Source organism: Parvularcula mediterranea (genome assembly GCF_013085255.1).
Taxonomy (GTDB): domain Bacteria; phylum Pseudomonadota; class Alphaproteobacteria; order Caulobacterales; family Parvularculaceae; genus Parvularcula; species Parvularcula mediterranea.
This window is the reverse complement of the sequence record NZ_JABFCX010000002.1, coordinates 1,394,748-1,405,976: the sequence shown is the minus strand read 5'-3', so window position 1 is coordinate 1,405,976 and position 11,229 is coordinate 1,394,748. Positions and strand designations below refer to the sequence as shown.

8 protein-coding genes are annotated in these 11,229 nt (G+C 62.6%); all 8 read right to left on the bottom strand.

Features of this window, described 5'->3' with window-relative positions; all coding sequences use genetic code 11:
• Positions 1 to 42 precede the first annotated feature (42 nt).
• On the bottom strand, positions 43 to 2,397 hold the full coding sequence (locus tag HK107_RS07430) for a TonB-dependent receptor (protein WP_173198138.1): 2,355 nt from the start codon (positions 2,395 to 2,397) through the stop codon (positions 43 to 45).
• Between the two features lie 133 nt (positions 2,398 to 2,530).
• Positions 2,531 to 3,433, bottom strand: a complete 903-nt coding sequence (locus HK107_RS07425; RefSeq protein WP_173198136.1) for a helix-turn-helix transcriptional regulator — start codon at positions 3,431 to 3,433, stop codon at positions 2,531 to 2,533.
• Positions 3,434 to 3,536: 103 nt separating this feature from the next.
• Positions 3,537 to 4,415, bottom strand: a complete 879-nt coding sequence (locus tag HK107_RS07420; RefSeq protein WP_173198134.1) for a creatininase family protein — start codon at positions 4,413 to 4,415, stop codon at positions 3,537 to 3,539.
• Between the two features lie 2 nt (positions 4,416 to 4,417).
• Positions 4,418 to 5,503, bottom strand: a complete 1,086-nt coding sequence (locus tag HK107_RS07415; protein WP_173198132.1) for a hypothetical protein — start codon at positions 5,501 to 5,503, stop codon at positions 4,418 to 4,420.
• A 2-nt stretch (positions 5,504 to 5,505) separates the two neighbouring features.
• Positions 5,506 to 6,834 (bottom strand): COG4315 family predicted lipoprotein, encoded by a 1,329-nt coding sequence (locus HK107_RS07410; RefSeq protein ID WP_198912325.1) that lies wholly within the window; start codon positions 6,832 to 6,834, stop codon positions 5,506 to 5,508.
• Positions 6,831 to 8,156: a DUF1552 domain-containing protein gene (locus HK107_RS07405; RefSeq protein WP_173198130.1), complete on the bottom strand. Its 1,326-nt coding sequence runs from the start codon at positions 8,154 to 8,156 to the stop codon at positions 6,831 to 6,833. The genes HK107_RS07410 and HK107_RS07405 overlap by 4 nt, the downstream gene beginning before the upstream one ends.
• Before the next feature lie 14 nt (positions 8,157 to 8,170).
• Positions 8,171 to 9,835, bottom strand: coding sequence for a DUF1592 domain-containing protein (locus tag HK107_RS07400; protein WP_173198128.1), 1,665 nt, complete (start codon positions 9,833 to 9,835; stop codon positions 8,171 to 8,173).
• Positions 9,832 to 11,175, bottom strand: a complete 1,344-nt coding sequence (locus HK107_RS07395; protein WP_198912324.1) for a cytochrome c — start codon at positions 11,173 to 11,175, stop codon at positions 9,832 to 9,834. Before HK107_RS07395 ends, HK107_RS07400 begins: the two co-directional genes overlap by 4 nt.
• Positions 11,176 to 11,229: the final 54 nt, after the last annotated feature.

The window sequence follows — 11,229 nt, the reverse complement described above, 5'->3', positions numbered from 1 at the left end:
CGGACGGCAGGGAGGTCGCCGTCCGGAGAGTGCCTAGGCCTATCAGAAGCTGAGTTCGACCGTGGCAAACACCTGGCGCGGCGGGCCGTAGAACGACGTAGCCACACCGGTCGTGCCGAGGGTCGAGGTCAGCGGGTCGATAAAGCTGCCGTCCTGGTTCTGGGCGAGGAAGTTATAGCCCGCGACGCGGTATTCCTTGTCCAGGAGGTTCTTGCCGTGGAGGCCAATAGTCAGGCCCCCGTCCTCGCGCTGCCAGACGAGGCTGGCGTCGACGAGAGCATACTCGTCCTGATCGATGAACGCGTTCGGGATCTCGAACTGGTTCACCTCGGAACGGTAGGAGGTCACGGTGAGAATGCTCAGCGTGCCGCCGTTCAGCGGACGGGTGTAGGTGGTCGTCAGGCTGGCCGTCGTGTCGGGCGTGTTCTGCACGACGCGGAGGTCCGAGACATCCGTAGGCTGACCGCCGACGAGGGCTTCGAACTCCGTGTACTCAGCATCGATGACGCCGAGGCTGTAGGCCGTCGAGAAGGTATCGCCGACGCCCGTCAGATCGTCGCTCCAGAGCATCGAGCCTTCGAGCTCGACACCGAAGAACTCAGCGGCACCTGCGTTGGTGGTCACGCCGACAAAGGTCTGGTTGCCGTTGGCATCCTGACCGCCGAACGAACCGGGGATCTGGATGTCCGTGTAGTCAGCGAAGAACACGGCGAGGTTGTTCGAAAGACGGCCATCGAGGACGCGCGACTTCCAGCCCGCTTCGTAGGAATTCACGGTCTCCTGGTCGAACTGCATGAAATCGAAGATCTCGTCCTGCGACACCACCATGTCGCCGTTCACGTCAGGCGCTGCGGTCGTCTGGCCACGGGGGTCGAAGCCGCCGCCCTTGAAGCCCTGGCTGTAGGTCACGTAGAAATTGTGATCGCTGTTCAGCTCATAGGCAAGCGAGACGCGCGGATCGAAATTGGTGAAGGTCTGCGAACCATTGAAGTCCGAGGTCGGAGCACCAAACGGGATCTGCGCGTTCGGATCACCGCCGAGCGCAGGGGTGCGGCCGGAGAGATAGCTCTGACGCAAGACGCGGCTGGTGCGCTCATCCTCCGTGTAACGACCACCAAGCGAAAGCTCGAAACCGGTCAGGCCGAACATCTCTTCAAGGTCGAAGCTGAAGTCGCCAAAGACAGCCCAGCTCTCTGTGTCGACATCGCCGAACGTGTTCGCGTTGAAGCCCGGAAGCGTTGGGATCAGCGTGCCGAGCAGCACGTCGAAGTTCGTCACCGCATTGGCGTCGATGTAGAAGAGACCACCTACACCGCTGACATAGTCACCTTCGTAGGTGAGCTGAACTTCCTGCGTGAACTGCTCGTTCTCGTAGATTGCAGGCACGTCAAGGTCAGGTGCCGGGAGAGCGTCGAAGTCGATCTGCGTGACCGTTTCGTCTTCACGGACCGACGTGATCGACTTGATCGTCAGCTGATCCGTCAGCTTGTACTCGCCGACCAGGGCAGCGCCCCAGGCATCAAGCTCATTCGGGCCGGTGATGCCGCCGGCGGTATCGAACCGGTCATTGATGCGCGGCATGCTCGGATCGGCGAGGTTCGGGATCTCTCGGAACCCACCGCGGATGCTTGAATCGTCCGCGAGGATGTCACCGCTGAGGCGCACGAAGAGGCGTTCGTTCGGCTCGAACTCGACGGTCGCCCGGGCAGCCGTGATGTCCTTGTCGTAGTTTTCCGCACCCGTCGTAAGGTTCTCACCAAAGCCGTCGCGCTGGAAGCTTGCGATGGTGCCGCCGACGCGGAGGGTGTCGGTGACAGGGAGTTCAGCGCTGACCAGCACGTCCTGCTGGTTGAACGAACCCACCGTGCCACGAAGCTTGAGGCTAGGCTCGTCGCCGAGGCGCTTGGTGACATACTTCACCGCGCCGCCGATCGTATTACGGCCGTAGAGCGTACCCTGCGGTCCACGGAGCACTTCGATACGCTCGACGTTGTAGAGGTCGAGAACGACACCCTGCGGACGGTTGAGGTAGACGTCATCGACATAGATGCCGACGCCGTTCTCAAAGCCTGCGACCGGGTCCTGCTGGCCGACACCGCGAATGAACGCCGTAAGCGTCGTATTCGTGCCGCGGGAGACCTCGAGGGTTACGTTCGGGGTTGTCTGCGCGACGTAGGTAATGTCCGGAGCGCCGAGGTTTTCGAGCTGCTCACCGCTGATGGACGTCACCGCGAGGGGGACATCCTGAAGGCTCTCGCCGCGACGGCGGGCTGTCACGGTGATCTCGTCGCGGATCTCTCCGTCTGCTGCGGTTTCCTGCGCGAACGCCGGGGTCGCGACGGCGAACGACGACGCAATGATGCTGGCCGCAGCCGAGCTGAGAAGAAGCTGTTTCATGTTTTCCCTCCCCCGCGAGGAGGCCCTAGTGCCCTGTTTTCCCTCGCGGATGTTCTCATTTGTAGTTCCATCTTAGGACGGAACGATTTCGCTGGGAACGACAGGTCCGCTACCTGTCAGTGAACATTTCTGCTCAACCCGTCAGCCGCCGAGCAGCCGCAGGCGTCACACCCGTCTGGGCGCGGTAAGCGCGGTTGAAGCTTCGCACGTCGGAGAACCCGAGCCGCTCGCCAATCTCGGCGAGGGGCAGAGATGTTGCGAGAAGGGCGTCGGCTCGTTCGATCATGAGGTCTGCAGCGACCTCTCGGAAGCTCGTCCCCTCTTCGGCAAGTCGCCGCCGCAGAGTGGCTGGCGATACGTCGAGAGCCATGGCGACCTCGGCTTGAGAGACCACTCCTTCGCGCATGGTGCGCATCACGATGTCACTGAACTGCTCAGCATCGCCTTCGATCGAACGGAGGATATCGATCTGACTTCTAATGACCGCTTCGAAGGTCAGGTCCTCTCGCGCTGGCCGCGGGGCCACCTCCTGCGCCATCGCTGCGTCATAGCGCAGGGCATAGACCGCGCCGCCTTGCGTTACGCGCGTGAGGCGCTGGAACGGCACAGAGGGCTGCCCACGCTTCCGCCTGATCTGGATCCCGACCAGCCCGTCCCGCGCCAATCGGCCCGTCACAAGGCATAGGAGACCATGGGTGAAGAGGAGCGTCTCTTCCATCACTGAAAACACCGTCTCCTCGTCCGTCACAGAGAATGGGAAGGTCCGGTCATCGGTCTGGAGGATCACGGTCCCGCCGCGATGGACCACCCGGTTGAAGAGCCCGCCGTGCAGGAGGTTATAAGCATCAGCCACCCGCGCAGCAGCCTCGGCAAGCGTTACTTCGCGAGGCAGCTGTGAGAGGACGAGGCCGGTGGAGCCAGGCAGGAGCTGGCGCTTCGAGAACGCCCGCGCTTCATCGCGAAGCTCCCGTGCCTCGTCGAGCTGCCCTCTCAGGCGATCGAGCAGATCGCCGCGCAGGATCGTGGTCTCACTCAATTCCTACCCGCCTTGGCGCAAAGGTGCGCCGGCCGTCTCATGCCAAGATGGACGACGCCGGAAGGCCGCTCAAGTCCTACCAAGGGCGTATGCGGGACAGTACTTACTCTTCTGCGAGCGCAGCCCGGATGGCCTTCGCGGCATGGCTTGCGCGGAAGGCGATCATCTTGCGGCCCAGCTCCGCTGTGGCCTCTTTATCGGAGATATCGACGCCGTTGATCGATGCGAGACCTTTTTCCAGCCGCTGCGCATGCCGGACGGTTTCAGGATCAGTCGCCATCATCATGGCGGTCACCCAGATGTCGTCATGGAGCCCTTCGCGTTCGCCCTCGCTGACGCCCAGGACCTCCGCGGTGTATTTCTCCGTGTCCGTCCAACCGGGCTCATAGAAGGCTTCGAGGTAAAGCGCCCGCCCGGTGCCCTCTTCCCATTGAGCGTTCAGCGTGTCGGCAGCTGTCTTGAGGCCGGACTGGTTCCCGCCGCTGTCGCCCAAAAGGACGATGGTCTCGAAGCCATGCTGGCGGAGGCTTGACGCGATGTCACTGATCAGTGCGACGAAGGTTTCCTCACGCACACTGATCGTTCCTGGGAAGTGCATCATGCCGCTTGGCGGCTCGATCGATCCTTCCGGGACGAAGCCGACGATTGGTGCACAGAGCGCATCACCGAGCTCCTGTACCAGCGCTGGACAGACGCCTTCAAGGATCACGTTATGCTTGCCCGTGGTGAGGTAGGGGCCGTTCTGCTCGATCCCGCCGGTGGGGATGATCGCCGTCGTCGCGCCGTCTGCGATGGCGTCGCGGACTTCCATCCAGGTGAGGTCCTCAATCCAAGGGGATGAGACAGCCTCGATAGGCCGGGGCGCCTCAAGCGCTGCCTTGAGACGGGCTTCGCGGTCGCCGTCTTGCGCTTGCTGAGCGCAGGCCGAACCCGCAATGAGGGCGAGCGCGAGGCTCGTCGTGAGATGGCGGATGGGTCGCATAGTTATTCGCTTTCGCTGGGGCTTTCGCCGTTCGTCCTGCTGCTGACTTTCGTCTCGTCGGGGGCATTGATGAAGACCTGTACGAACTCGGCATCAAGCGCTGTGGAGATCGAGGTCATGGCACCGGTTTCAGGATGAGGATGCCCGTCGGCCGTCCGGCGAAGCTGCTTGTAGAGCGAGATCGCAGAGATATCGCCATTGCTGAGATGGTGGGTCGAGTCATTCCGCATAAGCTGGCGGTACCAGGTCTCGACATCGGCATATCCGCCAATCATGCCCTTCGCGCCGGTCTCGTTGAGCGCCAGTTCGAGCCTCATCTCCTTGATCTGCTGGAATGACGGTACACTGAGGTTCATCCAAGGGATGATGAGATCTTCGATCGGTTCCGTCGTGAGAACACCGTCCTCGATCTTGCCATCAAGCTCACGGATCAGGCTCTTCCCCCAGCGTAGGTCGACCCGCTGGGACCCTCCGGGCACGACCCTTTCGCCAGATGCATCGGTGAGGAGCCGGTCCAGGCCGCGGTAGACGGTGACCGTGACTTCAGGGTCGTTCTCAAGGCTGTCGACGTCTTCGAGATGGAGCATCAGGCGGTTGTAGCGCTCATCCTTGATGGCCTTGTTCTCGAAAATGAACTCAACGCCGTCGGGCCCGCGAAAGCCGATGATGCAGCCAACGGTACGGAAGAGCTGGTTGTCGATGCCCGGCTCGCCTTCAGGGCTTCTGTAGTCTTCCTCGGTAGCCTGACCATCGAGATCAAAGCCTCGCGCGATGCCGCCTTGCGGTTCGTAAAAAGGAAAGCCGTCATCACCGGGCTCGGGGTTCCAGGTTTGACCTTCAAGGTCGAGGCGGGCATCGACGATGCTCGGCGCCGGTCCATCCGAGGGAAAGAGCGCCTCATATTGCTGGCGTGGGCCTGAGTTGAAGCCGTTGGGACAATCGCGGCTGTTGTCGTCGCTCTGGTAGATCGACCAGTAGAGCGAGGTCAGAACGTATCCGATCTCGCCGTTCCTGAGCGCAGTTTGCTCAGCCGAAGCCGGGGCAGTCAGAAGGCCAGCGGTTGCAGTAGATAAGATCAGTCTACGCATTATCACTGCCCCCTGAAGTAGGCATTGCGGATCCAGTAGGCCTTGAGACCGTTGCGCCCTCCCCGCCACTCGCCCGTCGCATCACCGCGCACATCGCCAGGTTTCTCGTCGAGGAAGTAGGTGTAGACAGGCCGGTCGCGGTAGGCCCAGACGCGCATCGCACCTTCCACCCCCGCATCCGAGAAGCGCCCCGTCATTGGGTCGATCCAGACCGCGCGCCAGGCACGGCTCCCGCTTTCCGCATCATCTTTAGCCGGAACATAGTGCCAGTTCTCTTGGCACACCTCGGGATCGCCGCGCCCGCAGATCGCGAGGCGGTAGACCTGCGGATCAGTCGGGTGATCGCAGCCAAGCTGGTCGATGGAGTCGTCGCCGCAGCTGTAGAGGTAGATCGTCCGGCCCTGAGCGTCCGCCAGCACCTGCCCTGCGATTGTATCTTGTGCCGTGAATTCCTCCGGAGGCTCTGGCGTCTCCCAGAGATAGACGTTGGACCATCCGGACACGTCGCTTCCGACCATCCAGTCTTCACCGCTATCAAGGCTGTAGGTGTAGAGCGGCTGACCGCGAAAGGCCCACTGGCGAACGCCAGGACTGCGCTCGACCAGGCTGAAGAGACCATCGCCCCGCGCGAGCGCAGGAGCTGTGAGGGGCTGCCAGCTATCGAGGCAATCGCCGGTGCAGCGGATCTGTCCCTCGGACTCCCCGTTCAGGATGTAGACGGAACGAGCGTCCCTCGTCATCACGAGCCCGCCGTGGGCGGTTGTCATGACACGGAACGCTGGCGGCACCCTCGGCGGTGGCCCAATCGGATTGCGCGCCGCGGCGCCCTCGCCGCCATAGCGCCTTTTCGTTCCACCGGTCGTATCGCCGGGTTCCTGATCGAGGTGCGAGGTGTAGACCGGCTGCTCGTCATAGGCCCACTGACGCCGCCCGTCCTGACCTTCGACGATGGACCACTTTCCTATGGGCTCAGCGCCTTCCAGCACCAGGACCGGTCGCCACAGATCGGTACAGGATGGCCTTGTATCGAGCTCTGGCAGGAGGACCCCCGGCGGATAAGGGCTCATCAGGCCAGCCGTCTTGGTACGCACGATATCATAGCACTCAATGCGGCCCTTTTGTTCTCCGGAATAGCCGTTGCGCAGGAGATGCTGCGGCCAGGTGTAGAGTGTATGTCCGGCTTCGTCGGTGAAGACGGCGCCTTCAAGCTCCGTCATCCGCACAGAGATGCCTTCGGGGCGCGGTTCATCCTTGTAAAGATCAAAGACATCCTGCGCCGACGCGGAGGCGAGCAGCACCAGAAGGCTCGCGATGAAGGAGCGGAGGATCAAGCGATGATCTCCCCGATTTCCTTCGACGTGTTGTTGCTCTGGGTGCCCCAGCTTTGGTTCTCGAGGCCGAAGACCTTCATGCAGGTGTAGCCGAGCCGCGTACCTTGCGTACCGCCGCCGTCGATGTGAAGGCCGGTCTTCACCTGCCCTTGTGCACTGCCCGCGGTGAACATCGGAATGCCATCGATGGCGTGGAGCTTGGCGAAGGATTGGTCCGTAGACGCATAGACGAGGACATTGTCGAGCATTGTCCCGTCGCCTTCGGGAATCTTCTCCATCGCCTGCACGAAGTAGAGCCACTCCTCCATCGCGCGCTTGGTGAACCAGGAAACGTTGGGCTGGAAGCCTAGGCCCTCATCCACCGGCTCCTCATGGGTCGCGGTGTGGTGCGGCTTGTCGTAGCCGGGCCGCACGGTGGCCGAGAATGCCGCCGCGTAGAACATGTTGAAGACCCGGACCTGATCGCAGGCCACGGCCGTCAGCATCAGGTCTGTCATGATCCGATGGCGCTTGGACACGAGGTCGGCGTCGAGACCCGTAGGCAGGTCCTCAGGCTCTCCGGGTACGGAGCAGGCTGCGATCGGCTCAGGCTTCGTCATCTGAAGGTCGAGGCGCCGTTCGAGATCGCGCAGGCCAGTGAAGTATTGGTCGAGGCGGCGCTTATCCTCGGCACCCACCTTGCCCATCAGCGATTTGGTGTCATCCATCACGGCAGACAGCACCGACTTGCGCACCATCACCCGGGGGTCAGGCTCAAAGGTCGGCGCATTGGGATCCTGAAAGCCTTCACCGAAGAGGGTCTGGTAGAGCCGCGTGGGCGAGTAGAGCGGCGGGTTCACCGTGCTGCCGTTGGCGTAGCTGAAGCTGTCGCGGACATCGCCGGTGGCGTTGGCGACGAGGTTGTTAAACCTCGTCCTGCCGCCGATCTTCTTGGAGATGGTGACGTCGATCGTCTCGCCGGGGAGCGTTGCCCTCGTCTGCGGCGCTTCGCCGGAACGCAGGATAACCCAGCCCGTGTGGTGGCAAATATTGGGTGCAGCATCCTTGAAGACATCAAAGTTCGTGAACAGATTGATATGCTTCTGAATGGGCGCCAGCATCTCGATCTCCGGCGGGAGATCAAAATCCTTGCCTGTCTTCTTCGGCACAAAGGCGCCAGCATTCATGCCGAGGCCCCAGGTCCAGTTGCCGAACCGCATAGGCAAGGGTGCGCCGTTGGCGTAGGCGGAGCCCGTGTCGTTGAGGAAGCATTCAAGGACGGGGAGGCCGACGCTGATGGCGCCGCCGCCCATCATGCCCCTCAGAACCTGTCGTCTATGCATGGCTGACCTCGATCCTAATCTGCCAGGGATGCGACTACGGCATCCGCGGGTTTCACCGGATTACGCACGCGGGAGAAGGCGTCGCTCATGGCGATCGTCTTCAGGAGAGCCTTGAGGCGGTAGTCGCTGTCGGTAAACTCCGCCTCCAGATATTCCGTGACTGGCCAATCCCTGCGCCCTCCCATAGGCCCGCCTGTGGCGTAGGCGTAGAGACGCTCGACGAAGCAGCCGGGCAGCGAGGGGTGGTTGCGCAGGGCCTCAGCGAGGCCGCGCATGTCGGTATAGGTAACGCCGTCGAGATCGCCCGACGTGTCGAGCTCGGCACCGTCTTCGGTCTCGCGGAATTGCCCGCCACCGTCGAAATTTTCCATGGCGAGGCCGACCGGGTCCATCAGCTTGTGGCAACCAGCGCAGGACGGGTTCTCGTTGTGGATGCGCAGCCGTCCGCGCGCGGTCTTGATGCTGGGGTCTGGCTCCTCAAGGTTCGAGAAGTCGACATTCGGCGGCGGGTCAGGAACCACCTGGCAGAGGAAGATGTCGCGCATTTCCTTGCCCCTCAGCGTCGCAGAGCTGCGCGCCGGGTGGGCATGGGCCGCGAGGAAGCTCACATGGCTGATGATGCCGCGGCGCAGGCCGTCTTCAGGGAAAGTGTGGGGATGCCACCCCTTCTTCGCAGGCGTTCCGTAGACGGGCGCGAGGTCGAGGGACATGAACGTGTCTCGCGTCGTGAAGAGATCGCGATAGTCGCCCTCCTCCACGATCAGCTCGTGCATGATGGTCCTCAAGGTCTGCTCGCGCGCATCGGCGAGCGTCTGCCCGGTCAATGCGGGGTAGACGGAGGGGTCCTTCGCCAGCGTGTCGAATTCGTCGAAGTGCAGCATGTCATCGAAGAAGGCGCGCATGCCCTCTTCAAGCCTTGGGCTTTCGATCATGCGGTCAACAATGGCCGCCCGCTGCACCGGGTCGCTCAAGGCACCGCTTTGCGCGGCGTTCAGCAGACCGTCATCAGGCGGTGCGTTCCATAGGAAAAAGCTGAGCCTGGAAGCGAGGGAGTAGGCGTCAAGCGGAACGATCTCCGCCTCGCCGAGACCGACATCCGCGCCGTCGATGATGTAGAGCGCCTCAGGGCTCGCCAGCATACCTTCGAGCGCCAGCGCGAGCCCGTCATAGAAGTCTTCGAGCATGTCCGCGCCATAGGCGGCGGCCTCCACATATCGGTCGAGAGATGTTTCGCTTAGTGGGCGGCGGAACCAGAGCCTTCCGGCTGAGGAGAGAAACGCCCGCGCGCACTCATCATCGGAGGCATACGGATTTTCCGGCTCGCAGGGGATCAAGTAAGTGCGGTGCTCCTCGTCCACGACCTTCGCAGCGATGAGCGCAGCGGAGATCTGCACCTGCTGGAGCTGGTCCGGAGAGACGCCGACACCTGCAGCGCCCGACGCGGTGAGGCCGCCGATCCGCGCCGTAGGCGGCATGGGCGCGACGACGGAGGCGGCGACATCCTCGCCGAAAACATAGGCCACGGCGGCCGTGTACTGTTCGCCTGTCATCAGGCGCGCGCGCATGTCGGAGGCCGCATTCTCGGGCTCGAAGAAGGCTTCGGCAGCTTTCTCGCTACCACAGGCTGCAAGAGCCGCGACAAGCAAAAGGGCTCCAATCATCCGCATGAAGACCATCATTCGGTTAGCCCCTGGAAGTCCGTATCATAAGGCGGCCGTTGGACCTCGACATGTTCGATGGTGACCTCGCCTGCCTGATGCCCCCACTCCTGCCGCATATAGCTCGCGAGGGCTGCGATCTCGTCGTCCTTCAGCGTGTCGTTGAAGGACGGCATCTGGCCCCAGTCACCGATCGGCGGCCAGGGATCGGGTAGCTCAGGCCCATAGATGATGACGTTGAGGAGCGAGGCCGGATCCTCCGCCTGCACGATCGGGCTTCCGGCCAGGGTCGCGCCCGTCTCTGGCGCGCCGAGCCCTGTTGGCATATGGCAGGTACCGCAGTGGATGTTATAGATCGTCTGCCCACGTCCGAGCTTGTCTGCAGAGGCCTGCTGCGCCCGCGCAGCCGCCGCGACGGGCGGCAGGCTCTTGAAATAGGTCGCCATCGCTTCAAGGTCCGTAGTCGTCAGGTACCGAGTGCTGTTCCCGATCACCTCGTTCATTGGCCCAAACATGGCGGCGTGGGTGTTCTTGCCGACCTTCAGATAGGCGACCAGCTCCTCCGCCGTCCAATGACCGATGCCGCTTTGCGCCGAAGTCAGGTTGGGCGCGGACCATTTCCTGTTATCGCCGCTCGGCACCTTGTCCATGTAGATGCCGCCGGAGAGCTCCTGCCCCGCCTTCTTCGCGCCGAAGCTGTTGCGCGGTGAGTGGCAGGCTGCGCAGTGGGCCAGCGCCTGGGTCAGGTAGGCTCCGCGGTTCCATTTCTCCGTCTGCGCCATATCAGGTTCATAGGTGCCGCCCTCCATGAAAAGGAGCTTCCAACCGCCGAGCATCCAGCGCTGGTCGAAGGGGAACTGCATGTCGTTCGAAAGCGGACGGCTCTCGACCGGGTCGAGGCTTTGGAAGTAGGCGAAGAGCGCCTTCATATCCTCAGGCGTGATCTTCGCGAAAGACGTGTACGGAAAGACAGGATAGAGATGTTCGCCGCCATCGCCGATGCCCTTGCGCATCGACCGCTCGAAAGCCTCATAGGTCCAGCTGCCGATGCCGGTCGCCTCGTCCGGCGTGATGTTGGTTGAGTAGACGAGACCGAAGGGCGTCTCGAAACTCAGCCCACCTGCGAAGGCCTCCCCACCCGGCGCGGTGTGGCAACTGACGCAATTGGCAGCCGTCGCGAGATAGGCCCCACGTTCCGCCAGCGCCTGATCGAAAGCCATCGTGGCCATCGTCTCGCCGGGTGCCCCGCGCTTTGCTGATGCCCCGCCGATAGCGATGAGCGTCACAAGCCCAACGAGCGCCAGCGCAACTGCCGCAATGGCTGATAGCTTCAGCGTGCCGAGATTTTTCAGCCTGTCCAACGGCGCCTCTTGTCCCTGATGCCTGCGGGCAGCCTCGGGAATAGGGCCGCCTCA

Coding starts and splice junctions, on each gene's coding strand:
- HK107_RS07415 (WP_173198132.1), bottom strand. CDS start 5,503: ATGCGTAGACTGATCTTATCTACTGCAACCGCTGGCCTTCTGACTGCC.
- HK107_RS07400 (WP_173198128.1), bottom strand. CDS start 9,835: ATGATGGTCTTCATGCGGATGATTGGAGCCCTTTTGCTTGTCGCGGCT.
- HK107_RS07405 (WP_173198130.1), bottom strand. CDS start 8,156: ATGCATAGACGACAGGTTCTGAGGGGCATGATGGGCGGCGGCGCCATC.
- HK107_RS07430 (WP_173198138.1), bottom strand. CDS start 2,397: ATGAAACAGCTTCTTCTCAGCTCGGCTGCGGCCAGCATCATTGCGTCG.
- HK107_RS07420 (WP_173198134.1), bottom strand. CDS start 4,415: ATGCGACCCATCCGCCATCTCACGACGAGCCTCGCGCTCGCCCTCATT.